Source organism: Pseudomonas sp. McL0111 (assembly GCF_052567255.1).
The window spans coordinates 1,006,230-1,030,907 of the sequence record NZ_CP199585.1 but is presented as its reverse complement, the minus strand read 5'-3'; the positions used below and the strand labels follow the sequence as shown (position 1 = coordinate 1,030,907).

The 24,678-nt window shown below is 58.9% G+C and carries 15 protein-coding genes and 2 pseudogenes; 8 read left to right on the top strand and 9 right to left on the bottom strand.

Annotation, left to right across the window (positions count from 1 at the left end):
- Positions 1–225 precede the first annotated feature (225 nt).
- Positions 226–882 (bottom strand): annotated as a pseudogene (locus ACTWLJ_RS04665) (MCP four helix bundle domain-containing protein); the annotation flags it as partial.
- Between the two features lie 343 nt (positions 883–1,225).
- On the opposite strand from ACTWLJ_RS04665, the gene ACTWLJ_RS04660 reads away from it, so the two are divergent.
- The 4 genes and pseudogenes from ACTWLJ_RS04660 (at position 1,226) to ACTWLJ_RS04645 (ending at position 3,793) form a co-directional block, all read left to right on the top strand.
- Positions 1,226–1,456: a hypothetical protein gene (locus ACTWLJ_RS04660; protein ID WP_401216810.1), complete on the top strand. Its 231-nt coding sequence runs from the start codon at positions 1,226–1,228 to the stop codon at positions 1,454–1,456.
- Positions 1,453–1,755 carry a cell division protein ZapA gene (locus ACTWLJ_RS04655; RefSeq protein ID WP_445180040.1) on the top strand — a complete coding sequence of 101 codons (303 nt, stop codon included), beginning with the start codon at positions 1,453–1,455 and terminating at the stop codon, positions 1,753–1,755. Before ACTWLJ_RS04660 ends, ACTWLJ_RS04655 begins: the two co-directional genes overlap by 4 nt.
- Positions 1,756–1,855: 100 nt before the next feature.
- Positions 1,856–2,926 (top strand): annotated as a pseudogene (locus ACTWLJ_RS04650) (cache domain-containing protein); the annotation flags it as partial.
- Between the two features lie 21 nt (positions 2,927–2,947).
- Positions 2,948–3,793: a methyl-accepting chemotaxis protein gene (locus tag ACTWLJ_RS04645; protein ID WP_401216867.1), complete on the top strand. Its 846-nt coding sequence runs from the start codon at positions 2,948–2,950 to the stop codon at positions 3,791–3,793.
- Between the two features lie 143 nt (positions 3,794–3,936).
- Here the strand turns inward: ACTWLJ_RS04645 and ACTWLJ_RS04640 are convergent, their stop codons facing one another.
- Positions 3,937–5,739, bottom strand: a complete 1,803-nt coding sequence (locus ACTWLJ_RS04640; protein ID WP_445180039.1) for an acyl-CoA dehydrogenase — start codon at positions 5,737–5,739, stop codon at positions 3,937–3,939.
- Positions 5,740–5,996: 257 nt separating this feature from the next.
- A complete protein-coding gene (gene putA, locus ACTWLJ_RS04635) occupies positions 5,997–9,950 on the bottom strand; it encodes a trifunctional transcriptional regulator/proline dehydrogenase/L-glutamate gamma-semialdehyde dehydrogenase (RefSeq protein ID WP_445180038.1) in 3,954 nt (1,317 codons plus the stop codon).
- A gap of 459 nt (positions 9,951–10,409) precedes the next feature.
- Here putA and putP point away from each other — a divergent pair, with 459 nt between their 5' ends.
- The 3 genes from putP (at position 10,410) to ACTWLJ_RS04620 (ending at position 14,956) form a co-directional block, all read left to right on the top strand.
- On the top strand, positions 10,410–11,894 hold the full coding sequence (gene putP / locus ACTWLJ_RS04630) for a sodium/proline symporter PutP (RefSeq protein ID WP_445180037.1): 1,485 nt from the start codon (positions 10,410–10,412) through the stop codon (positions 11,892–11,894).
- A 349-nt stretch (positions 11,895–12,243) separates the two neighbouring features.
- The gene (locus ACTWLJ_RS04625) at positions 12,244–14,259 is read left to right on the top strand and encodes a type VI secretion system Vgr family protein (RefSeq protein WP_445180036.1); all 2,016 of its coding nucleotides are present in this window, start codon (positions 12,244–12,246) and stop codon (positions 14,257–14,259) included.
- Entirely contained in the window at positions 14,249–14,956 is a 708-nt protein-coding gene (locus ACTWLJ_RS04620) for a DUF4123 domain-containing protein (RefSeq protein WP_445180035.1), read from the top strand. Before ACTWLJ_RS04625 ends, ACTWLJ_RS04620 begins: the two co-directional genes overlap by 11 nt.
- A gap of 254 nt (positions 14,957–15,210) precedes the next feature.
- On the opposite strand, the gene ACTWLJ_RS04615 is transcribed toward ACTWLJ_RS04620, so the two are convergent.
- Together ACTWLJ_RS04615 and ACTWLJ_RS04610 are read right to left on the bottom strand one after the other, a co-directional pair.
- Positions 15,211–15,627, bottom strand: a complete 417-nt coding sequence (locus ACTWLJ_RS04615) for a hypothetical protein (protein ID WP_445180034.1) — start codon at positions 15,625–15,627, stop codon at positions 15,211–15,213.
- Positions 15,624–15,923 carry a T6SS effector amidase Tae4 family protein gene (locus ACTWLJ_RS04610; RefSeq protein WP_445181315.1) on the bottom strand — a complete coding sequence of 100 codons (300 nt, stop codon included), beginning with the start codon at positions 15,921–15,923 and terminating at the stop codon, positions 15,624–15,626. The genes ACTWLJ_RS04615 and ACTWLJ_RS04610 overlap by 4 nt, the downstream gene beginning before the upstream one ends.
- 291 nt (positions 15,924–16,214) lie before the next feature.
- Between ACTWLJ_RS04610 and ACTWLJ_RS04605 the strand changes: the two genes are divergently transcribed.
- Positions 16,215–17,054 (top strand): 23S rRNA (adenine(2030)-N(6))-methyltransferase RlmJ, encoded by an 840-nt coding sequence (locus ACTWLJ_RS04605; RefSeq protein WP_401216797.1) that lies wholly within the window; start codon positions 16,215–16,217, stop codon positions 17,052–17,054.
- Positions 17,055–17,179: 125 nt separating this feature from the next.
- Here ACTWLJ_RS04605 and msrA read toward each other — a convergent pair whose 3' ends face one another.
- From msrA to aceF, 4 genes are all read right to left on the bottom strand, one after another.
- Entirely contained in the window at positions 17,180–17,845 is a 666-nt protein-coding gene (gene msrA / locus ACTWLJ_RS04600; RefSeq protein ID WP_401216795.1) for a peptide-methionine (S)-S-oxide reductase MsrA, read from the bottom strand.
- A 206-nt stretch (positions 17,846–18,051) separates the two neighbouring features.
- The gene (locus ACTWLJ_RS04595; RefSeq protein ID WP_445180033.1) at positions 18,052–20,748 is read right to left on the bottom strand and encodes a putative bifunctional diguanylate cyclase/phosphodiesterase; all 2,697 of its coding nucleotides are present in this window, start codon (positions 20,746–20,748) and stop codon (positions 18,052–18,054) included.
- 243 nt (positions 20,749–20,991) lie between these two features.
- A complete protein-coding gene (locus ACTWLJ_RS04590) occupies positions 20,992–22,389 on the bottom strand; it encodes an alkaline phosphatase D family protein (RefSeq protein WP_445180032.1) in 1,398 nt (465 codons plus the stop codon).
- A 278-nt stretch (positions 22,390–22,667) separates the two neighbouring features.
- On the bottom strand, positions 22,668–24,674 hold the full coding sequence (gene aceF, locus ACTWLJ_RS04585; protein ID WP_445180031.1) for a dihydrolipoyllysine-residue acetyltransferase: 2,007 nt from the start codon (positions 24,672–24,674) through the stop codon (positions 22,668–22,670).
- Between the last annotated feature and the right edge of the window lie 4 nt (positions 24,675–24,678).

Sequence of the window (24,678 nt, the reverse complement as noted above, 5' to 3'; positions counted from 1 at the left end):
TGCGACTTCTTCAACGGCGCTGGTCATCTCGTTGACCGCAGTGGCGGCCTGTTCGATTTCGTTGTTCTGCTGAGTCAGGCCACGGGCGCTTTCGTCGGTGACGCTGTTCAGCTCTTCGGCGGCGGACGCAAGCTGCGTGGCCGAGCCGGAAATGCGCTGCAAGGTGTCACGCAGTTTCGATTGCATCTTGGCCATGGCCGCCAGCAGGCGTCCGGCTTCGTCACTGCCATCAACATGGATTGGCTGGGTCAGGTTTCCTTCGGCAATGGTTTCCGCCGCATCCAAGGCTTTGGCAATCGGCTTGGTGATACTGGTGGTCAGCAACCACGCGAACAAAAAGGTCAGGCCGGTGGCGATCACCAGCAGGGTAACGACCAGATTGAATGCCGACGAATACTGATCGGCGGCTTGCTCGTTGGTGTCGCTGATCTGCTGGCCGTTAATCTGCATCAGGCTGTTGAGAACAGCGTTCATCGCTTCGGAGTTGTTCAGCAACTCGGTGTTGAGCAGGGTGCGCAGCTCATCCACCTCGTTGTTGCGCGACAGGCTCTTCATCCGGTCTTCGATCTGGCGGTACTGGGCCAGCAACTGCACGTATTGATCGTAGGCAGCGCGTTCTTTCGAAGTGCTGATCAGTGGCTCGTAATCGCTCTGAGCCTTGCGTATCTGTTGGTTGCGCATGTCCAGCAATTCAACGGTTTTCTGTTGTACGTCCGCTTCACGATTGACCAGCAAGCGATAGGACAGCACGCGCAGTCGCAGAGTCAGTTGGGTGAACTCGTCGAGGGCCTTGATGCTCGGCACGCTGCTGGTGGTGATGTCCTCGGCGGCGCCGCGGATTTTGCTCATCTGGTTCAAAGCGAAAACGCCGAGAATCAGCATCAAGCCGCCGATCAGGGCGAAGCCGGTGAACGCCCGGGGGGCGATATTCATATTGCGAAGGGACATGTGCGGGTACCAGGAAGGGCCGCATCCATGCGGGCTGAAACTGCTGTATGGGTGACTTATCGGTCAGGCGAATGAACTCTTTAGTCCATGTGCGAATTTGTCGCATCGGGTCTTGAGCGACGAAGTGCAGGAACCAGATCGGCAGATCCGAGTCTCTAAGACTCGCAGGAACGGTCCGCCGCCAGGAAAATCAAGGCCTTGCGCCGGTTTAACCCTGGCATCTGTGGTGACTTTTCTTTATCGTACGCGCCCTTTGAAAAACGCTTGGAAGATCAAAATGTTGGAAGCATCCCTCAGCCAATTGGAACAGCTCGTCAGCGACCTGGTGCAACAGAACCAGACCTTGCTGCAAACCAACCAGACCCTGTCCACGGAACTGGCCCAGGCCAAGGATGAAAACGAAAGCCTGCAACTGAACCTGATGGAACAGGAAGAGAAGCACGGCGCCACCGCTGCGCGTATCCAGGCCTTGGTTGAACGCGTGACTGCAGGTCCTGTCAGCGCATGAACCACGGCACAGCAGGGGTAAAAGTCGTCTCGATTCTCGGGGAGGACTATTCGATCAAGGCGCCGGCCGGGGAAGAACAGACCCTGCTGGACGCCGCACTGATGCTCAAAGCCGCGTTGGCCGAGACCAAACGCAAATACCCGACACTGATCGGTGATCGGCTGTTGGTGTTGGCGGCGATGAATCTGTGCTCGCAGCAGATCGAAATGAAGAAGCAGCATCAGCAGGATCTCGAGCGTTACCAAGAGCAAGTCAGCGCCACGGTCGAGACCATCGCCAAGACCATCAATCAGGGTTGATGGCTGTTGAGCACAACCAAAGAATAGATTGTCGATCAGGTTGTATACAATCGGCACGGCTGTTGCAGTGTTTCAGCCTCTTATTCTTTGGGGGTGCTCCATGCAGTTCTGGCGACGCAGTATTCAATGGCAACTGATCCTCGGCATGGGCACCGCTCTGCTGGTCAGTATTCTGATCGTGGTTGGCATTTATACCCTCGTGGTCAATCGTCTCGCCCAGAGCTATCTGGTCGAGCAGGCACTGCCGTCGAGCATCGAAGCGACGCGCAATGACATCGAACGAATCCTCGTTCAGCCGCTGACTGCCGCCAAAGACATCGCCAGCAATTCCATGGTTCGCAACTGGCTCGCCAGCGGTGAAGACAGTGGCCAAACGGCGGGCTTCGCGCAGTATCTGGAAGGCATCCGCGCCGAACACAAGGCTTTCACGGCGCTGATCATCGGCACCGAATCCAATCACTACATCACCGAAAAAGGCCTGGATCGCACCCTCAGTCGCGCCAAACCGGCGGATGCCTGGTTCTATTCTTTCCTCGACAGCAATCAACCGCGAACCCTGAATATCGACAATGACGGGGCCACCGGAGAATTGGCGCTGTTCATCGACTTGAAGGTCGAGCAGGCCGGCAAAGTGGTGGGTGTCGCCGGACTCGGTTTGAGCATGAAAGAGCTCTCGGAGCTGATCCACAACTTCAGCTTTGGTGAGCGCGGCAAGGTCTATCTCGTGCGTTCCGACGGTTTGATCCAGGTCCATCCTGAAGCACAGTTCAGTGGCAAACGCACCTTGACCGAGCAGATCGGCGCCAAAGCGGCGCAAGCGGTCATGGGTCAAAAAAATGCCGTGAACAGCGAGTTTCAACGTGATGGTGAGGACTTCCTCGCCTTCAGCCTGCCTTTGCGCGACCTCGGCTGGACCCTGGTGGCCGAAGTGCCACAGTCGCAGATCTACGCCGAAGCCCGTCGTGCGATGTGGATGAGCAGCGGCATCGGCCTCGCCGTGGCGCTGGTGTGCTTGGCACTGGTGGTCTGGCTGGCTCAAGGGCTGGTGCGACCGATTCGTCAGGTAACAGCTGCGCTGGTAGCCATCGGTAGCGGTGGGGGAGATTTGACCCACCGGTTAGATTCCAGTCGCGCCGATGAACTCGGCGACCTCGCCCGGGGCTTCAACCGCTTCCTCGACAGTCAGCGCGGGATGATCGCCGAAGTGCTGACCACCAGCGAGCAACTGCGTACCGCCGTCGGGCAAGTGGCGAAAGTCGTGGAGAACACTGCCGAACGCTCGGGCCGCCAGCAGGAAATGACCGACATGGTCGCCACCGCCGTCCACGAGATGGGTCTGACCGTGCAGGAAATTGCGCAGAACGCCGGCAACGCCGCGCTCGCCTCGCAAACTGCCCGTGATGAAGCAATGCAGGCGCGGGAAGTGGTTGGCGGTTCGATCCGGCATATCGAAAGCATGTCCGATGAAATCGGCGTTGCTGCCGGGGCGGTGGGTGAGTTGGCGCAGCAAGTGGCGTCGATCGATTCGGTGCTGGCGGTGATTCGCGGGGTATCCGAGCAGACCAATCTGCTGGCGCTGAACGCCGCGATTGAAGCGGCGCGCGCTGGCGACATGGGTCGCGGTTTTGCGGTGGTCGCTGACGAGGTGCGTACCTTGGCGCGACGCACGCAGGCGTCCACCGACGAGATTCAGTTGATGATCGGCAGCCTCAAACAAGGCGCGGAGAATGCGGTGTCATCGATGCGCACCGGGCAGGCTGCGACTGGTACTGGCGTCGAGTCGAGCCAGCGTACCGGTGCGTCGCTGACCGCGATTACCGGGCAGGTCGAGCGCATCAGCGACATGAACCATCAGGTGGCGACGGCGACAGAAGAGCAGTCGGCGGTGACCGAAGAGATCAACCGCAACGTGCAGGGTATTTCCGATCTGGCGCGGGCGACGGCGGGGGAGGTCAGGGCTTGTCGTGAGGATTGTCAGATGTTGCAGAAACTGGCGGATGATCTGGCGCGGCAGATGGGTGGGTTCAAGTTGAGCTGATGTGCTGTCAGTTCTGGCCCCTTCGCGGGCAAGCCCGCTCCCACAGGGTTCTGGGGTGTTCACTCAATATGTGAACCTGCCGCAATACCTGTGGGAGCGGGCTTGCCCGCGAAAGCGATATCAGCCGCTACGCATAATCCAGATCAGAACCAAGCATCCTGCATCGCAAGACACGTATCATCCCGTGCCTCCAGCAGCGCCAGTTCATGGTGGCAACCCGGCACTTCCCACGTCAGGAAATACCGCGCCGCCTGCAACTTGCCTTTATAGAAGTCAGCATCCGCCGAATTGCCTTTGGCCAAGCCTTCCTCGGCGCGAATCGCCTGCTCAAGCCAGCGCCAGCCAATCACCGTGTGCCCGAACACTTTCAGGTACAGCGCCGAATTTGCCAGGCTGCTGTTGACCTTGCCCTGTGCCAGATCAGTCAGCAAACCAATGGTCACCACTTGCAGGCGCGCCACCAGTTTCTCTAGCGGTTCACGCATCGCGGTCAAGGATTCGTACGCCACCGCGCGCTCGGCCGTATCAGCAATCAGACGAATCAACTGCTTGAGCCCCGCGCCTCCGTTCTGCGCCAGTTTGCGTCCGAGCAAGTCCAGCGACTGAATGCCGTGGGTGCCTTCGTGGATCGGGTTCAGGCGGTTGTCGCGGTAATACTGCTCTACCGGATATTCACGGGTGTAACCGTGGCCGCCAAGAATCTGGATAGCCAGCTCGTTGGCCTTCAGGCAGAACTCCGAGGGCCAGGACTTGACGATAGGCGTCAGCAAATCCAGCAGTTCATGCGCCTGTTTGCGTTCGGCTTCGGTTTCAAGGGTTGTGGTGTCATCGAACAAACGGGCGGCGTACAGCCCTAGGTCAAATGAACCTTCGACGTAGGATTTCTGCGTCAGCAGCATGCGTCTGACGTCGGCGTGCTGGATGATCGCCACCGGCGCGGTGCTCGGGTCCTTGCTGTCCGGCACCCGGCCTTGCGGACGTTCGCGAGCGTACTCCAGCGAGTACAGGTAACCGGCATAACCGAGCATCACCGCGCCCATGCCGACGCCGATGCGTGCCTCGTTCATCATCTGAAACATGTAGCTCAAGCCTTGATGCGGCTTGCCCACCAGATAGCCGACACACTCACCGTTATCGCCGAAGTTCAACGCGGTGGAGGTGGTGCCGCGCCAGCCCATCTTGTGGAACAGACCCGCCAGCAGCACGTCATTGCGCTTGCCGAGACTGCCGTCATCGTTGACCAGAAACTTCGGCACGATGAACAGCGAAATGCCTTTAACGCCCGGTGGTGCATCCGGCAGTTTGGCCAGAACCATGTGCACGATGTTCTCGGACAGCGGATGGTCGCCACCGGAAATGAAGATCTTGTTGCCCTTGAGGCGATAGGTACCGTCGGACGCAGGCTCGGCGCGTGTACGAATATCCGACAGCGATGAACCGGCGTGGGGCTCGGTCAGGGCCATGGTGCCGAAGAAACGTCCGTCGATCATCGGTTGCAGGAAGCGTTGCTTCTGCTCGTCGGTGCCGAAACTTTCGATCAGGTTGGCCGCGCCCATGGTCAGGAACGGGTACGACGTCGAGGCGGCGTTGGCCGACTGGAAATGCGCGAAGCAGGCTTGGGACAGCAGAGTAGGCAGTTGCATGCCGCCAGCATCGAAACTGCGTGCCGCGTTGAGGAAACCCGCCTCAAGGAACGCATCCACCGCCGGTTTCACTTCCGGAATCAGAATCGCCTGGCCGTCCTCGTAGCGTGGTTCGTTCTCGTCGCCCTTGCGGTTGTGCGGCGCAAAGTACTTTTCGGCGATGCTGCGGGCAGTGCCGATGGCCGCGTCGAAGGTCTCGCGATTGTGCTCGGCAAAACGCTCACGCCGGGTCAGGCCCTCGGCATCGAGGACTTCATACAGCTCGAAAGCCAGATTGCGGGAACTGAGCAGCGTCTCGGACATGGCGGCCTACCTGAATTTGGGGTTGGGCCGAGTCTAGGCTTGCTGATAAATGCTGAACAGGATGATTGATAGCGGTGATGTTGGAGCCGAGCGCCGACTTAACAACACCACAAACCACTGTGGGAGCGAGCTTGCTCGCGAATAGGTCGGCACATTCAACAGATGAGTTGACTGGCAAACCGCTTTCGCGAGCAAGCTCGCTCCCACAGGGATTGTTGCTATGCCGGGCACCTGTGCAGGTGCCCGGCTTATCGGGTTTAGCCGATAGTCATCAGACTGGCATTACCGCCCGCCGCAGCGGTGTTGACGCTCAATGCCCGCTCGATCACCAGACGTTCCAGCGCAATGTTGGTCTCGCCCTGGGACAGGCCCTGAACGCCGACAATCGCGCCAGCACGCTTGGCGATCTGCTGGCAGACGCCGCGCAACTGGTCGGAGTGGCCGTGATGCACAACGGCATCAAACACCACGTCGTCCTTGTTCCAGTCGGCAACCAGTTTGATCCGCGCCTGAATTTCCTTCGGCAAGCGTGCGAACAGTGCCTTGCTCAGGTCGGATTCCGGCCATACCGCCGAACCGCCTACAGCCAGTACCGCAGCCAGTTGCGTCAGCAGATCGCTTTCGACTTCCGCCAGGCACAACACATGTTCACGCGGCAGGATCGCGTAGCTGTTTTTCTCGCCGGTCGGGCCGGCCAGCACGCGGGTGATACCGCTTTGCGACTGTGCGGCGAACTGCGCACACAAAGTGCTCAGGTCAGCCAGCTGATTGCTCTCGGCCCAGGCTTTCAGGGCGGTCAGCGGTTTGCTCATGGCATCGCGCAGACGAACGTCCGGCGCAACCACGGCATCACCGCGAGCGAAGGATTGTTCGATGGCGTCGGTAGGACGCGTCGACAGCAAGCGGTACAGGTACAGCGGACCACCGGCCTTCGGACCAGTACCCGACAGGCCTTCGCCGCCGAATGGCTGCACGCCGACCACGGCACCGACGATGTTGCGGTTGACGTAGACGTTACCGGCGTTGACGTTGTCGATCACCTTGGCGATGGTCTCGTCGATGCGGGTGTGTACGCCGAGGGTCAGGCCGTAACCGGATGCATTGATCTGCGCGATCAACTGGTCGATTTCTTTGCGCTTGTAGCGAACCACGTGCAGCACTGGACCGAAGATCTCGCGCTGCAGTTCGTCGAAGCTTTCCAGTTCGATCAGGGTCGGCATGACGAAGGTGCCGCGTTTGACTTCTTCGGTGTCGGCGATTGCCACCTGGTACACACTGCGACCTTTATCGCGCATGCCCTGGATGTGCTTGTCGATACCGGCCTTGGCTTCGGCGTCGATCACCGGGCCAATGTCCACGGACAGGCGCTCAGGGTTGCCGAGACGCGATTCTGCCATCGCACCTTTAAGCATTTCGATCACACGATCAGCGGAATCTTCCTGCAAGCACAGCACGCGCAGTGCCGAGCAGCGCTGACCGGCGCTGTCGAACGCCGAGGACACCACGTCGATCACGACTTGTTCGGTCAGTGCCGACGAGTCGACGATCATCGCGTTCTGGCCACCGGTTTCGGCGATAAGCGGAATCGGACGGCCCTGATTGTCCAGGCGACCAGCGATGTTGCGTTGCAGCAGACGGGCGACTTCGGTGGAACCGGTGAACATCACGCCTTTGACGCGCTCGTCACCGACCAGACCGGCACCGACGGTTTCACCGCGACCCGGCAGCAGTTGCAGCACGCCTTCAGGAATCCCGGCTTCGAGCAGCAAGCGCACGGCCTGAGCAGCCACCAGCGGCGTCTGTTCAGCCGGTTTGGCCAGTACCGGGTTACCGGCGGCCAGTGCGGCGGCAACTTGACCGCTGAAGATCGCCAGCGGGAAGTTCCACGGGCTGATGCAGACCACCGGGCCCAGTGGGCGGTGGGCATCGTTGCTGAAATCGTTGCGAGCCTGCACTGCGTAGTAGCGCAGGAAGTCGACCGCTTCGCGAACTTCGGCGATGGCGTTGGCGAAGGTCTTGCCGGCTTCACGAGCCAGCAGGCCCATCAGCGGCTGAATCTCGCCTTCCATCAAGTCAGCAGCGCGTTCCAGAATCGCGGCGCGTTCGGCTGGCGGAGTGGCCTGCCAGATCGGTGCGGCGTTCAGGGCGCACTGGATCGCGTTGTCGACGTCTTCAACGGTGGCTTCTTGCACATGGCCGACCACATCGCGGTGATCCGCCGGGTTCAGCACCGGTGCCGGATTTTCGGTGCTGGAAGCGCAACCGAGCATCGGCGCGGCTTTCCAGCTGTTGTGTGCGGTGGCCAGCAATGCGCAGGACAACGAAGCCAGACGATGTTCGTTGGCCATGTCGATGCCGCTGGAGTTGGCGCGCTCGGCACCGTACAGGTCACGCGGCAGCGGGATGCGCGGGTGCGGCAGGCCGAAACCACCTTCCACGGTCGCCATCTGCTCGATCTGAGCTACTGGATCGGCTACCAATTCCTGGATCGAAATAGACTGGTCGGCAATTCGGTTGACGAACGAAGTGTTGGCGCCGTTTTCCAGCAGGCGACGAACCAGATAAGCCAGCAGGGTTTCGTGGGTGCCGACCGGAGCGTACACGCGGCACGGACGGTTCAGCTTGCCTTCGGAAACTTTGCCTACAACCTGCTCGTACAGTGGTTCGCCCATGCCGTGCAGGCACTGGAATTCGTACTGGCCCGGGTAATAGTTCTGACCGGCGATATGGTAAATCGCCGACAGGGTATGGGCGTTGTGCGTGGCGAACTGCGGGTAGATGACTTCCGGCACCGACAGCAGTTTGCGCGCGCAAGCGATGTAGGAAACGTCGGTGTACACCTTGCGGGTGTAGACCGGATAGCCTTCCAGGCCTTCGACCTGGGCGCGCTTGATCTCGCTGTCCCAGTACGCGCCTTTCACCAGACGGATCATCAGACGATGACGGCTGCGACGGGCCAGATCGATTACGTAGTCGATCACGTACGGGCAACGCTTCTGGTAAGCCTGGATGACGAAACCGATGCCGTTCCAGCCAGTCAGTTGCGGCTCGAAGCACAGGCGCTCAAGCAGATCCAGCGACAGTTCGAGACGGTCGGCTTCTTCGGCGTCGATGTTCAGGCCGATGTCGTATTGCTTGGCCAGCAAGGTCAGCGACAGCAGGCGCGGATACAGCTCGTCCATCACACGCTCGTACTGCGCACGGCTGTAACGCGGGTGCAGTGCCGAGAGCTTGATGGAAATGCCCGGGCCTTCATAAATCCCACGGCCGTGGGAGGCTTTGCCGATCGAGTGGATCGCTTGTTCGTACGACGCCAGGTACTTCTGCGCATCGTGTTCGGTCAGCGCCGCTTCACCAAGCATGTCGTAGGAGTAGCGGAAGCCCTTGGCTTCGAACTTGCTGGCGTTGGCCAGTGCTTCGGCGATGGTTTCGCCGGTGACAAACTGCTCGCCCATCAGGCGCATGGCCATGTCGACGCCCTTGCGGATCATCGGCTCGCCGCTCTTGCCGATGATGCGGCTCAGCGACGAAGTCAGGCCGGCTTCGTTGTGCGTGGACACCAGTTTGCCGGTCAGCAGCAGACCCCAGGTCGCAGCGTTGACGAACAAAGACGGGCTGTTGCCCAAATGCGGGTGCCAGTTGCCGGTGCTGATCTTGTCGCGAATCAGCGCATCGCGAGTGCCTTTGTCCGGGATACGCAGCAGCGCTTCGGCCAGGCACATCAGTGCCACGCCTTCCTGGGACGACAGGGAAAATTCCTGCAGCAGACCCTGAACAATGCCTGCACGACCGCCGGCACTTTTCTGGTTACGCAGTTTTTCCGCGATGGACGCGGCGAGTTTGTTGGTGGCTTCGGCCATCGGTACCGGCAGGCGAGCCTGCTCGATCAGCATCGGCACGACTTCCGGCTCAGGGCGACGGTAAGCGGCAGTGATCGAGGCGCGCAGAACCGATTGCGGCAAGATGCTTTCGGCGAACTCAAGGAAGCATTGGTGAGCATGATCGGTGTGTACGTCGCCCGCGTCATCAGCGTCTTTAACGGACAAACCGTTCAGCTCGGTCAGGGTTGCACCACCCTCGAGTTTTTCCAGGTAATTGAAAATTGCCTGCTTGATCAGCCAGTGCGGCGTGCGATCAATCGAGGTTGCGGCAGCCTTCAGGCGCTCGCGGGTCGGGTCGTCAAGTTTGACCCCAAGGGTGGTGGTAGCCATATTTTTATCCTCATGGTTGCCACAGTCGAGTGGCATCAGCTGGCGGCAAGATTAGCCGTGCGCTGAAAGAGGTGCAACCGGGTGCAACCCTTTTTTTGTCGGAATAATAGGCAGCTCGTCAGGAATTATTTTCTGGTACGCAAGTGCTGCTCCTGCTTGGTGCTTTTACTTCTAGCAAATGGCCATGACTGCCACAAAAGGGAGCAAAAACGGGGTGATTGTTGATAAATCCGACTAGGTGCAACTAATTCTCACGAAACTGGTTGCACCTCTTTTGCTTTGTTGCATAGGATTCGCGCCCAAGGTGCAACCGGTTGTAAAAGCGGTGCACCGGCTGATGGCTTTCCTGGGGAAACATCAGTCCTAAATGCGCGGGATTTCAAATCGTCTGCCAAACGTCGTCGTTTGCGAGCGGTTCATCACCGCCGCTACATAAAAACAAAGCCAGGGCGTAACTCAATGAGCGTAAGCAATCCAACCCTGATCACGTTCGTGATCTACATCGCAGCAATGGTGCTGATCGGCTTAATGGCCTATCGCTCCACCAACAACCTTTCTGACTATATTCTGGGCGGCCGCAGCCTGGGCAGCGTCGTGACCGCGCTTTCTGCCGGTGCTTCCGACATGAGCGGCTGGTTGTTGATGGGCTTGCCGGGCGCCATCTATATGTCTGGTCTGTCCGAAAGCTGGATCGCTATCGGTCTGATCATCGGTGCTTACCTGAACTGGCTGTTCGTTGCCGGCCGTCTGCGTGTACAGACCGAGCACAACGGCGATGCGCTGACCCTGCCGGACTACTTCGCCAGCCGTTTCGAAGATAAAAGCGGCCTGCTGCGGATCATCTCGGCAATCGTGATTCTGGTGTTCTTCACCATTTACTGCGCTTCCGGCATCGTTGCCGGCGCCCGTCTGTTCGAAAGCACCTTCGGCATGTCTTACGAGACCGCGCTGTGGGCCGGTGCTGCGGCGACTATTGCCTACACCTTCATCGGTGGTTTCCTGGCAGTGAGCTGGACCGACACCGTACAAGCCACCCTGATGATTTTCGCGCTGATCCTGACGCCGATCATCGTCCTGCTGGCGACCGGTGGCGTCGACACCACGTTCCTGGCCATCGAAGCACAAGATCCAAGCAACTTCGACATGCTCAAGGGCACCACCTTCATCGGCATCATCTCGCTGATGGGCTGGGGTCTGGGCTACTTCGGTCAGCCGCACATCCTCGCGCGTTTCATGGCTGCGGATTCGGTCAAGTCGATTGCCAAGGCCCGTCGCATCTCCATGACCTGGATGATCCTGTGCCTGGCCGGTACTGTGGCGGTAGGCTTCTTCGGTATCGCTTACTTCTCTGCACACCCTGAGCTGGCCGGTCCTGTGACCGAAAACCACGAGCGTGTGTTCATCGAACTGGCAAAAATTCTCTTCAACCCATGGATTGCCGGCGTGTTGCTGTCGGCCATTCTGGCTGCCGTCATGAGCACCCTGAGCTGCCAGTTGCTGGTGTGCTCGAGCGCCCTGACCGAAGACTTCTATAAAGCTTTCCTGCGCAAATCCGCCTCCCAGGTTGAACTGGTGTGGGTGGGTCGTGCGATGGTGTTGCTGGTCGCGCTGATTGCCATCGGTCTGGCCGCCAACCCGGAAAACCGTGTACTGGGTCTGGTTTCCTACGCCTGGGCTGGTTTTGGCGCTGCGTTCGGTCCGGTTGTACTGATCTCGGTCATCTGGAAAGGCATGACTCGCGACGGCGCACTGGCCGGTATTCTGGTCGGCGCGATCACCGTTGTGGTGTGGAAGCACTTCGAACTGCTGGGTCTGTACGAAATCATTCCGGGCTTCATCTTCGCCAGCCTGGCAATCCTGATCGTCAGCAAGCTCGGCGCGCCGACCAAAGGTATGGTTCAGCGCTTCGAAGCGGCAGAGAAAGATTTCCATCTGAACAAGTGATGTACCGAGCTTAGGCTCACTGAAAAACGGCCTGTCTCCTGAAGGAGGCGGGCCGTTTTTTTATGCCTGCGATTTCTCGAACACGCTGAAATCCCTGTGGGAGCTGGCTTGCCAGCGATAGCGATTTGTCAGTCGCCATCTATGTGGGTCTGCTGGCCCCATCGCTGGCAAGCCAGCTCCCACAGGGTTCGGTGGTGATTTTTAGGGATATGTCTGTAGTTGGATTTACCGATTTCTGGAGGCAAAGCCGACAGAGAAAGTAGGAGACATCTGATTTTCCTGTCCACCGGTTTACAGTCCTTACCCCTCATGCAGAATCGCCCGCCCTCACACTGCAGAGACACATCGGATGTTCGCGCCTGCCAATCAACCGCGTTTCACGTTGACCCTTGAAGGCGCCCAAACTGACCTCAAAGTGCTTGAGTTCACGGGCAAGGAAGCCATCAGCCAACCCTTTCGATTCGAGCTGGAACTGGTCAGCGAACGAGCGGATCTCGACCTCGAAAGCCTTCTGCACTGTCAGGCGTTTCTCGGTTTCGACGCTCAGGGCTCCGGCGTTCACGGTCAGATTTATCAGGTCGGGCAGGGCGACTCCGGGAAACGTCTGACGCGTTATCACGTCAGCCTTGTCCCGCGTCTGACGTACCTCGGGCATCGGATCAATCAGCGGATCTTCCAGCACCTGAGTGTTCCGCTAATCGTCGCGCAGATCCTCAAGGACCACGCGATCCTGCGTGATGCCTTCGAGTTTCGCCTGGGCAGCGAATACCCGGCGCGTGAGTATTGCGTGCAGTACGGCGAAAGCGATCTGGCGTTCATCCAGCGCCTGTGTGCCGAGGTCGGCATTCACTATCATTTTCAGCACAGTCTCGACGGCCATCTGCTGGTATTCGGCGATGATCAGACGGTGTTTCCGCGTCTCGCCGAGCCGACGCTGTATTTGCCGGGCAGCGGAATGGCTGCGGCGGCGCCAGCGATCAAGCGATTCAATGTTCGGGTTGAAACCCGTACCAGTGTCGTCACCCGTCGCGACTACAACTTTGAAAAGCCACGCCTGCAACTGCAAAGCCGTGTCGATGGCGAGCAACGTCCGGTGCTTGAGGATTACCACTTTCCCGGCCAGTTCAGCGACCGTGAAACCGGCAAGGACCTTGCCCAGCGAGCCCTTGAGCGGCATGTCGCCGATTACCGTCAGGCTACCGGTCGCAGCGACGATTCTGCGCTGGTCTGTGGACATTTCCTGCAACTGACCGAGCATCCGCGCAGGGACTGGAATGATCTGTGGCTGCTCACAGCCATCGAGCACCGTGGCCGACAGCCGCAAGTGCTGGAGGAATCGGTGACCAGCGATGGGGAAGAGTTCCAGGGCTACCGTAATACCTTTCTCGCCGCGCCGTGGGACGTGTTCTTCCGCCCACCACTCGGGCCACAAAAGCCGCGCATGTCCGGCTACCAACCGGCCGTGGTCACCGGCCCGCAGGACAGTGAAATCCATTGCGACGAGTACGGCCGGGTCAAGGTGCAACTGGCCTGGGACCGTGATGGTGAGCTGAATGAGCATTCCAGCTGCTGGCTGCGCGTTGCTACCGGTTGGGCGCATGACCGCTATGGCAGCGTGCTGATTCCACGGGTCGGCATGGAAGTGCTGGTCGGTTTCATCGACGGCGATGCCGACAAGCCATTGGTGGTGGGGAGCTTGCCGAACGCAGCGACTCCAGTGCCGCTGGACCTGCCGGCGGACAAGACTCGCAGCATCTTCCGCAGCCAGAGCAGTCCCGGTGGCGGTGGCTACAACGAACTGCGCATCGAGGACAAAAAAGGCGCCGAGGAAATCTACCTGCGCGCCCAACGCAACTGGACCCAGCATGTGCTGCACGACCAGCAGGTGCAGGTCGATAACCAGCGCAGCATCGTGGTTACCGGCACCGCGAAGCATGAGCTGAAGGCTGATGAGCAACGTATTACTCACGGCCAACGTCAGGCTGAAGTGAAGCGGGACGACCACCTGACCGTGATCGGCGACCGGCATATCCGCGTGAGCAATCAGGCGATCAGCGCCAGTCAGCAGTTCCACGTCAGCGCCGGTCAGCAAGTGGTGATCGACGGTGGCGCGAGTGCGACGATTCAGGCGGGCGGGCAGTGGATCAACATCGGCCCGGGCGGGATTTTCAGCAGCGTGCCGATTCAGGTTGGCGGCGCGCCGATGGCGGTGATGAGTGCCGCGCCGAGTGTGCCGGGGGTGTCGAAGAAAATGGCAGCAGCCCCGGCAGCCATGCTCACCGCCGCACAAATCATGAGCTTCAAGGGCGATGCGCCATTCTGCGAAGAGTGTGAGCGTTGCAAGGACGGTGTTTGTGCAGCCTGAGATTCTTCATCCCAATGAATGGCTGCAACGTGAACCGCTGAAACCCTCGGAGCAATTGTTCGCGATCTTCAGCAATGCCAGTGACGCTAGACCACCGTTACAGGCTGCGCCGAGCCCGGTTTGGGCGGACACGATCTATGCCGAGTGGGACGCGGTGATGCCCTATGTGGGCATTGTCACTGCTGATCGTGAGTTTCTGGATTGGGTGGCGACCACTCAGTCCCGCGACTGGGGATGGATGGCCGTGTCTTCTGCTCCGCTTGATAGCGTCGTCGAACATTTACGCAGCCTGACCCAGGTGTTGATGCCGGACGGTAAGGCCGTTTTTTTCCGGTTTTGGGATGGGCGGTTTTTGCTGCCGATTCTTCAGGCATCAGCCGTTGATTCGGCGCAGTTACTGCCGGTAATCGGGCGCGGTTTGATCAATGGTCAGGTTGTTGAAATCGGTGGCAGGGCACAGGTTTCGGGGCGGGTTTTTCCGTGGTGGACGGTACCGGAAACAGTACTGGCGCAAAGTGCGGAAGAGACTCTAGTCGCCAATGTTATGCAGTGGCTGAGCGAAGAGCATCCGGCGCAGTTCGAAGCATTTCCCGAGGCTGTCTTGCGTAGCAAGGTACGGCAGTTTTTTCATCTTTCGGCGTCAGAAGATTCGTCGCAATCAACGTTATTGGAGTATTTGCTGGCAGAGTCAGCATGAAATTTCCGGGGGAAGGCTTCGGACGTTTCCTGCGAGTCGCGGCGTTTTTCATGAACTGGTGGCCGGTGAGTTGCAGGGATTGTCTTTTGGCTGTCACCGCGAAAGTGGTGGCAGGGTGTAGGAACCCTTAGAAATTCACCGCGCGTCAGCGTTGTCGTTTGATTGCGGCACTTAATTCGTGCCCGTAATATCTTCGCGGCGGCTGTGCGCGGGAACGCTTCGGCGTGCTGAGTTTGGTGGGTTTTGGAAATAGTCTAATTCTGCAGATACTGATCCTGTGACTCGATAAAAGCTTCAAACGCAGGAGAGTTGTAAATTTCAAGGCAAGAATAGAACACGACATTTTTGCCCGACTGTTTGCTGGTGGATGAGGTCTTCATGTATGCGTCCTTCATGTATTTTTCGGTTTCCGCATAAGGGTCATGGATGACTTCAAGCGTGTCCTCATTCTGCAGTATCGCGTGCTGCCCTCTGCCCATGGCGGAGTAGGCACCGATAGCAAGCCCGATGTCCGACTTGATATCGGACTGATTTTTGAATTGGTTCGAAATGCAGTTGGCAAGGCCGTAGTTCTTCAGTGAAATCCTTGCGTTGTTGACGTTTACTTCGTTTGAAAGGGCATTTCCTGAAACGCCAAGAATGCTGAGTGCGATGAATAGATGGAATTTCATCCTTTTAACTCCCAGAAATTGATTTTTTCCAGTTTTACGTCTGGCCGGTCGTAAGTGTGGCTATCTGGACGATGGTAGTCACTGTTGTCGCCGGTGCTACTGCCGTTCCATAAGGTCGCATGACCAGTCGCATCGAGCCATCCAGTGATTTCCATGATAATCACGCCTTTCTTGCCGTTGATAAAATCTGCTTCACCCATCTTTAGCTCGTGATCTGGAGCTCCCCAATTGTGTTTCAAGAATGCCATGAGCTCTGCAACTTTCATGATGTAGGGGAGTTGATCCGCGCCGGCCAGACGATAGATGGACTTGCTCGGAATACTTCATGATTTTGTGTTTGCACGCCTTCCTGTGGTGAGGGGATTTATCCCCGTTGGGCGGCGAAGCGGCCCCAAAGCCTGCCAACGCGATACAGCAGGCAAACCGCGTACACCGGGTTTGCGACTGCTGCGCAGCCGAACGGGGATAAATCCCCTCGCCACAGGTTTCTCCATTGGCAGTTATTGCAGGCTTCTGCCCGCTCGGCTGCGAACTCCTGACTTGCCGCGCGGTAAAAGGTAAACTTTGCGGCCTTCGCAGGAGCAATCATGAATTATCGTCACGCCTTCCATGCCGGCAATCACGCCGATGTGTTCAAACACCTGACCTTGACCCGCCTCATCGCCCTGATGTCGCGCAAGGAGCAGCCGTTTGCCTATCTCGACAGCCACGCCGGTATCGGTCTGTATGACTTGCAGGGCGATCAGGCCAATCGTACCGGCGAGTACCTGGAAGGCATCGCACGCCTGTGGGATCAACCGGATCTGCCGGCGCTGACCGCCGATTACATGAAAGTGCTGCATGAGATGAACCCGGATGGCCAGTTGCGCTATTACCCGGGTTCGCCTGAGCTGGCTCGACGTCTGACCCGGCCGCAGGATCGGCTGATGTTCAACGAGAAGCACCCGGAAGACGGTGTGCTGCTCAAGGACAACATGGCCGGTGATCGTCGGGTGAAAGTTCATCTGGGCGAGGGCTGGCATGTGGCGCGGGCGATGTTGCCGGTGCAGGAGAAGCGCGCGGTGATGTTGATCGATCCGCCGTTCGAACAACTCGACGAGATGCAAAAATGTGCGGCGTCGCTGAAAGAGGCGATTGGTCGCATGCGCCAGACCGTGGCGGCGATCTGGTATCCGGTGAAGGATCAGCGCGCGTTACGCCGCTTCTATCAGGATCTGGCCGGTAGCGGTGCGCCGAAGTTGCTGCGGGTGGAACTGCTGGTGCATCCGCTGGATACGCCGAACAGCCTGAACGGTTCCGGGATGGCGATTGCCAATCCGCCGTGGGGGCTGGAGGAAGAGTTGCGTGAGCTGTTGCCGTGGTTGTCGAAGAAGCTTGGGCAGACTCAGGGTGGCTGGCAGATGGATTGGTTGATTGCCGAGAGTTGATCAGTTGTTTTAGTGGCGTCTGATCTGACGCCTTCGCGGGCAAGCCCGCTCCCACAGGTTTTGCGCTGGTTTCAGAATCGCGCAAGACCTTGTGGGAGCGGGCTTGCCCGCGATGCTTTTGGGGATTAGTTACCCGCCAGGCTCGGTGGCATGCACACGCCGGTGCCGCCGATCCCGCAATAGCCTTCCGGGTTTTTCGCCAGGTATTGCTGGTGATACGTCTCGGCGAAGTACACGGTCGGCGCCTGTTCGATTTCAGTGCTGATCTCACCCAGGCCAGCCTTCGACAGCTCAGCCTGATAAACCGCCTTGCTCTTCAGCGCCGCGTCCAGGTGCTGCGGCGAGGTCGCGTAGATCACCGAACGGTACTGTGTGCCGATGTCGTTACCCTGGCGCATGCCCTGCGTCGGGTTGTGCAGTTCCCAGAACATGCTCAGCAGTTCTTCGTAGCTGACTTTGGCCTTGTCATACACCACCAGTACCACTTCAGTGTGGCCGGTCAGGCCCGAGCAGACTTCTTCATAGGTCGGGTTCGGCGTGTAGCCGCCGGCGTAGCCGACCACGGTGCTGACCACACCTTCGCGCTGCCAGAAGCGACGTTCCGCACCCCAGAAGCAGCCCAGACCGAAAATCGCGAAATCGACGTCCTCGAAGAATGGGCCGAGCAGTGGCGTTTCGCTGAACACGAAGTGCTTTTCAGGCAGGGACATCGCGGTTTCGCGGCCAGGCAGAGCTTGTTCTTTTGTCGGGAGCACGTTTTTGTTCACCAGAATTTCCGAGCGCAGAACCATGATCAGTCCTCTCAGTCAGGATGGGATGTAAAAAGATAGACCGCCAGTGTGCCCAATGATGCCGAGTTAATCACTAGTCAAAATGTGCGGGTACTCTTTCTCTGTAGGAGTGAGCCTGCTCGCGATAGCGGTGGGTCAGTCAGCCTGTTCGTGACGGATATTCCGCTATCGCGAGCAGGCTCACTCCTACAGGGGGGGAGGTGGATTTAGAGGACGAGCGGGCCGCGTGGGTAGCGCTTGAGGGTGTGGATCAGCTCGGCGCCCGGGATCGGGCGGTCGAACAGGTAGCCTTGGCCAACGTCGCAGCGATGGCGTCGCAGAAAGGCCAACTGTTCAGCGGTTTCGATGCCTTCAGCCACGACCTTGAGTTTCAGGTTGTGGGCCATGGCAATCACCGCGGAGGTGATTTCCATATCGTCCTGGTTGTCCGGGATTTCGTGGATGAAACTGCGATCGATCTTGATGATGTCGATCGGGAATTTTTTCAGGTAGCTCAGCGACGAGTAACCGGTACCGAAGTCGTCCATGGCCAACGTCAGGCCCAGACGCTTGAGCTGATCGAGCTGCAAGTGGGTGTCTTCGGTGGCTTCGAGCAGCAAGCCTTCGGTCAGCTCCAGTTCCAGCAGGTTGGCTGGCAGCGCTTCTTCCTTGAGGATGTTGGCGATGGAAGCGACCAGATCCGGATCGGAGAATTGTTTGGGCGACAGGTTGATCGCCACTTGCAGATTACCCATGCCGGCAGCGGTCAGCGCTTTGCTCATGCGGCAGGCCTGACGGGCGATCCATTTACCGATAGGAATGATCAAACCGGTCTCTTCGGCAACGCTGATGAACTGGTCCGGGCGGATCATGCCGCGCTCCGGGTGATTCCAGCGCAGCAGCGCTTCCATACCCAACAGACGACCGCTGCGCAGGCACAGTTTCGGCTGATAGAACACGTCCAGCTCGTTCTGGGTCAGGGCGCGGCGCAGGTTGTTCTCGACGAACAGTTTGTAGCTGGCCTCGGCATTCAGCGCTTCGGTGAATACCTGAACCTGATGTTTGCCGTTGGCCTTGGCCTTGTGCAGCGCCAGACCGGCGTTACGCATCAAGGTCTGCGGATCACGGCCGTGCAGCGGCGCGCAGGCCAGGCCTACCGAGCCGGTGACGCTGATCAACTGGTTGTCGACGAACATCGGCTTGTCGAGGGTCGTCAGCAATTGACTGGCAATGTGCTGACCAGCCTCAAGGTCGGTGTTGTCGAGCAATACGGCGAATTCGTTACTGGCAAAACGCGCCAGGCTGCCGCTCGGGCTCAGGCTGTTGCGCAGGCGCCGGGCGAGGCTGATCAGTAGCTTGTCACCGGTCTGGTGGCCAAGGCTGTCGTTGATCCGCTTGAAGTTGTCGATGTCCACCAGCAACAGGCTGATCGGCGTATCTGTATCGCGGGCGAAGCGTTCGTCCAGATTGCGGATAAACGCCGGGCGGTTGCCGAGGTTGGTCAGGTTGTCGGTGTACGCCAGCCGTTCGATGCGCTGTTGCGCCAGCTTGGTCTGGGTGATGTCTTCGTAGATGCCGATGTAATGCGTCAGCTCACGGTTGTCGCCGTAGACCTTGGAAATCGACAACTGGCCCCAGTACGGTTCGAGGTTTTTCCGCCGGCTCTTGAATTCACCCTGCCAACTGTTGCTCTTGGCCAGCGCCGAAGGTGCGTCGAACAGCAGTTCACTGAGGTTTTCCAGGGCCGGCAGTTCCGACAGGCGCTGACCGTGGACTTCTTCGGTGGTGTACTGGGTGATCGCAGTGAAGCTCGGGTTGACGTACTCGACTACGCCGTCGCAGTTGACCAACAGGAATGCGTTGGCACTTTGCTCCACGGCACGCTGGAACAGGTGCAGGGCGCTGGTGGCGGTGCGGCGGTTGTGATTGTTGATGACCTGGGCGAACTGGTCGGCCAGCTCACCGGCGAAGGCGATTTCGTCGGACTGCCAGGCGCGAGTGACGCCGGTCTGCTCCAGGCAAAGCACGCCGACCACCTGGCCATCGACGCGAATACTGGCGTCGAGCATGGCATTGACGTCGCGTGGGCGCAGGGCTTCGGCCATCTCGCGAGTGCGCGGGTCGCGCATCGCATTGTGCGCGTCGATGGCGCGGCTGCCGTGCAGGGCTTCCATGTAATCGGGGAAGTCGCTGATGTCGATCATTTCCGGCAGCAGGTATTCCTGCGTGGCGCGGTGGTAGGCCGAGATCGGCACCAGGTACTGACCTTCGAGATTCCACAGGCTGGCGCAGTCGATTTCATAGATATCGCAGGCGCAGCGGGTGATCAGTTCGGCGGCTTCTTGCAGCGAGTTATGCGTGCTGTAGCGTTGACGGGCCAGCAGCAGGATCAGATCCTGCTGGGCGCGCACCCGCTCAAGGTGTTGCAGCTGTTCCTGCTGGGCGCGCTGGTTCAACTCAAGGGCGATTTGCAGGCGGGAGTTCTGGGTTTCAAGATCAACCGACGGCAAGGACGGCGCCTCGTCGAACACGTCATTGACTGCCAGTAGATAGCCGCGCAGCAGATGACGATTGTGCTGTTTATACGCTTCGCCGAGTTCGAGGATGCTCAACGCGCCAGCGGCGGTGTGCAGGGTGTAGCGCACCATGTAATGCGGGCTGTCGCGCAGTTGCAACTGGATCGCGTCGTGCAGTTGATAACGCGCTTCCGGCTCCATCAGGCTGGCGTAGGGCGAGCCGACCAGAGCACACAGCTCAACGGCCGGTTGGCCAAATTGACGTTCGCAGTTGGGATCGAGAAACAGCATCGCCCAGCTTGCTTCATTCAGCCGTTCGTAACGCAGCATGCCGAGCCGCGAGGGCACAGGCAACTGCGTCACTACCTCGGCCGCCATACGGCTGGCGGCATCGGGTTGGCTCTTCATGAAGGGAACTCGCTTGGAAATATGCTGAACGCGCCGGGCTCTCGCCCTCTTTACTGTTGCCTGCGGCAAGGTTGCATCATTGCGGCACTGACTGACAAGAGTGATGAAGGCCAAGTGCTATAAGAATATGTCGGCTGCGATGAACATTTCTCCAGTGATGCTTTGAAAAGAGCAAAAGATCGCAGCCTGCGGTAGCTCCAGCAGGCAATGAAGGAGCTGCCGCAAGCTGCGGGCTTGCAGGGTTTAGTGCAGTTTTATAGCGATCGATTGCAGCTGTTTACCGTCGCGATCGTGGTAGTTCACCCGAATCTGATCGGCCTCGACCAGGACATGTGCAAAATTGTCTTCGCTGACGACTGTGCTGGTCAGTTCATGCCGGTAATCACCCGCAGCGGTCACCGCCAGTGGCTGATCGAGAATGAAGGTCGAGGCCTTGGCGTAAGGCAGCAGTTTGCTGTTGCACAGCGGCGAGGAGACGATGGTGTGGACTTCGAAGTGCGGATCTTCGCTGTGGGTCAGGCGCGAAGTCAGTGAGCCATGCACGTCGCCTGAGACAAAAAACACGTTCTTGATGTGCCGGGTACGGATGGTGTCCAGCAGGCGCAGGCGTTGTTCGGGGAAGGCTTTCCACGCGTCATCGCCATGAAGCTTGCGGTCCGGATAGAACATCACGCTGGTGACTACAAACTTGACCCGTGCCGGGCTGTTGATCAGCCATTCGAGCAGGGCTTGCTCCTGCTGCTGATCGAGGATGCGGCGATCATCCGCTGACAAGTTGCGCCGTGTGCGACTGTCAGTGACGAACCATTCGATATCGCCATCGCTGAACTGATACCAGTAATGTTCAAGTTTTTCACGGTTTATCTGGCCGTTCGGTTTAAGTTCGTGCGCGGGACTGTGGCTGACTTGATACTGTTCATAAGCCGCCATGGCGTTACGATACAGTTCATGGTCGGATTTATCGGCGTTGGCCGGCCAGTTATCTTCGATCTCATGATCATCAAGGATCATGTAAGTTGAAGTGCCAGACATTAATTTTTGAATGTTCGGTTGGGAAAAGGCTGTGCGGTATTTATGAAGGATGTCTTTATATTCCCGATCCGGAGCAACCAGATTCAGATCATCGACATAAATCTGGTCGCCGGTCATAAGCGTTGCACTGACGGGTGGCTGGGCGCTTTCGATCAACTGATTGATCGAAGCAAATATCCGGTCACCCAATTGCGGAAGCGAGGCAATGCCGGCGGTCATGCGCAGATAGCGGCACGAGCCGACGATATAAGCCTTGGGCTGTGCTGGTCCGCTTGAGCGAGTACGCATGCGATAAACCTCGCGCGGCCATTGCAATGGCAGTTCGGCGACACTCTCGACATTGTGCACCGGACTCATCGGGCTGAACCAGCCGGTCTGGTATTCATACTCGGTGTTGCTGTCGAGGTTGTTCAGTGAAAACACTTCGCAAAGATCACGTAATGCACTCAACTTTATAAATTGTGCTTTTTCCCATTGTTCTTTTCCGGACTTGCGATAACGCATTCCGGCAAAGACGGTTTCATTCTTTTTGGCTTCGCCCCGGATAAAGATGCGTGCGTGGTTAGTTGTCGTGTGGCCGATAATCGGTCCAACAGTTGGTTTAAACATGTTCGAATCCTTTCGAGTTGATGCTGGCTGTAACCAAGTAATGGTGAAGTTGCTTATTTAACTTCGGAGCGCAAGGTTAGTTGTCCGGCGATAAAAAATATCGGCGTGAAGTGGACTGGGCTCGTAGGCTAAGTAAGCCGAACTTGTAGGAAGAACCTGAGCTGGTTTTCCTTCAGGCAAAAAAAGCCCCGCCAAATTGACGGGGTTGAGGTACGAGCGTGTGGCGCTCGAAAACGTGGAACACAAGCGGCCCTCCGTCGCCGGAGGGCCGCTTGGGATTACAGCAGGATGGTGCGGATGTCAGCCAGCAGGCTGCCCAGACGCTGGGTGAAGCGTGCGGCAGCTGCGCCGTTGATCACACGGTGATCGTAGGACAGCGACAGTGGCAGCATCAGTTTCGGCTGGAAGGCTTTGCCGTCCCAGACTGGCTGGATGGTTGCCTTGGAAACACCGAGGATCGCCACTTCCGGCGCGTTGACGATCGGCGTGAAGCCGGTGCCGCCAATGTGGCCGAGGCTGGAAATGGTGAAGCAGGCGCCTTGCATGTCGTCAGCGGTGAGCTTCTTGTCGCGGGCTTTGGCGGCCAGCGCAGCGGCTTCGGCTGCCAGTTGCAACAGGCTCTTCTGGTCGACGTTCTTGATGACCGGTACCAACAGGCCATCCGGGGTGTCGACGGCGAAGCCGATGTTCACGTATTTCTTGCGGATGATCGCTTTGCCGCTTGGCGCCAGCGAACTGTTGAAGTCCGGCAGTTCCTTGAGCATGTGCGCGCACGACTTGAGCAGCAGCGGCAGGATGGTCAGCTTGACGCCAGCCTTCTCTGCAACGGCTTTCTGCGCAACGCGGAACGCTTCCAGCTCGGTGATATCAGCCGAATCGAACTGAGTCACGTGCGGGATGTTCAACCAGCTGCGGTGCAGACTCGACGCGCCGATCTGCATCAGGCGAGTCATCGGCACTTCTTCGATTTCGCCGAAACGGCTGAAGTCGACGACCGGAATCGGCGGGATGCCCGCGCCACCGGTTGCGCCAGCAGCAGCGGCCGGTGCTTCCTTGGCCTTCTGCATCATCGCTTTGACGTAAACCTGCACGTCTTCTTTCAAGATACGACCGTGCGGACCGCTGGCGCCAACGGCGTTCAGCTCGACGCCGAACTCGCGGGCCAGTTGACGCACGGCTGGGCCGGCGTGAACTTTCGCGCCTGGCTTGGCCGGAGCAGCAACCGGAGCGGCAGCAGCTGGTGCAGCGGCAGCCGGAGCAGCAGCGGCTTGCGCCGGAGCGCTTGGCGCAGCAGCGGCAGCCGGAGCAGCAGCGGCTTGCGCCGGAGCGCTTGGCGCAGCAGCTGGAGCCGGGGCAGCAGCAGGTGCCGCGCCTTTGACTTTCAGCTTGAGGATCAGGTCGCCGGTACCGACTTCGTCATCCAGCTTGATGGAAATGCTTTCCACCACGCCAGCGGCAGGCGATGGGATTTCCATGCTCGCCTTGTCGGATTCCAGAGTGATCAGCGACTGGTCGGCTTCAACGCTGTCGCCAGCCTTGACCAACACTTCGATGATCTTGGCCTTGCCGGCCGAACCGATGTCCGGAACGTGGATGTCCTGAACGCTATCGGCAACCGGAGCAGCAGGCGCGGCTGCCGGAGCAGGCGCAGCGGCAGCGGCTGGAGCAGCAGCCTGAGCCGGAGCGGCAGCAGCAGGGGCCGCAGCACCCGCCACTTCCAGATCCAGAATCAGATCGCCAGTGCCGACTTCGTCGTTGAGCTTGACGCTGATGGCCTTGACCACGCCAGCGGCAGGCGACGGAATTTCCATGCTCGCCTTGTCGGATTCGAGGGTGATCAACGATTGATCAGCCTCGACGGTGTCGCCGACCTTGACCTGGATCTCGATGATCTGGGCCTTGCCCGACGAACCGATGTCCGGCACGTGCACTTGCTGAACCGAAGCGGCAGCAGGTGCAGCGGCAGGCGCGGCAGCAGCAGGAGCTGCGGCCGGTTTTTTCTCGGCTTTGGCAGCCGGTGCAGCGGCTGCCGCAGGGGCCGCAGCAGCGGCGCCCTCGACTTCCAGCTCAAGCAGTTCGTCGCCTTCTTTCAGACGGTCGCCCAGCTTTACTTTCAGGCTCTTGATGATACCGGCCTTCGGCGCAGGCACTTCCATGCTCGCCTTGTCCGATTCCAGAGTCAGGATGCTCTGGTCGGCTTCGATACGGTCGCCGACCTTCACAAACAGTTCGATTACTTCACCTTCACCGCTGCCGATGTCAGGTACGCGAATGAGTTCGCTCACAGAA

What these genes read in the sequence shown, in the direction of transcription:
- ACTWLJ_RS04660 (WP_401216810.1), top strand. Translation starts at nt 1,226, where the DNA reads ATGTTGGAAGCATCCCTCAGCCAATTGGAACAGCTCGTCAGCGACCTG.
- ACTWLJ_RS04655 (WP_445180040.1), top strand. Translation starts at nt 1,453, where the DNA reads ATGAACCACGGCACAGCAGGGGTAAAAGTCGTCTCGATTCTCGGGGAG.
- ACTWLJ_RS04645 (WP_401216867.1), top strand. Translation starts at nt 2,948, where the DNA reads ATGATCGCCGAAGTGCTGACCACCAGCGAGCAACTGCGTACCGCCGTC.
- ACTWLJ_RS04640 (WP_445180039.1), bottom strand. Translation starts at nt 5,739, where the DNA reads ATGTCCGAGACGCTGCTCAGTTCCCGCAATCTGGCTTTCGAGCTGTAT.
- putA (WP_445180038.1), bottom strand. Translation starts at nt 9,950, where the DNA reads ATGGCTACCACCACCCTTGGGGTCAAACTTGACGACCCGACCCGCGAG.
- putP (WP_445180037.1), top strand. Translation starts at nt 10,410, where the DNA reads ATGAGCGTAAGCAATCCAACCCTGATCACGTTCGTGATCTACATCGCA.
- ACTWLJ_RS04625 (WP_445180036.1), top strand. Translation starts at nt 12,244, where the DNA reads ATGTTCGCGCCTGCCAATCAACCGCGTTTCACGTTGACCCTTGAAGGC.
- ACTWLJ_RS04615 (WP_445180034.1), bottom strand. Translation starts at nt 15,627, where the DNA reads ATGAAATTCCATCTATTCATCGCACTCAGCATTCTTGGCGTTTCAGGA.
- ACTWLJ_RS04605 (WP_401216797.1), top strand. Translation starts at nt 16,215, where the DNA reads ATGAATTATCGTCACGCCTTCCATGCCGGCAATCACGCCGATGTGTTC.
- msrA (WP_401216795.1), bottom strand. Translation starts at nt 17,845, where the DNA reads ATGGTTCTGCGCTCGGAAATTCTGGTGAACAAAAACGTGCTCCCGACA.
- ACTWLJ_RS04595 (WP_445180033.1), bottom strand. Translation starts at nt 20,748, where the DNA reads ATGAAGAGCCAACCCGATGCCGCCAGCCGTATGGCGGCCGAGGTAGTG.
- ACTWLJ_RS04590 (WP_445180032.1), bottom strand. Translation starts at nt 22,389, where the DNA reads ATGTTTAAACCAACTGTTGGACCGATTATCGGCCACACGACAACTAAC.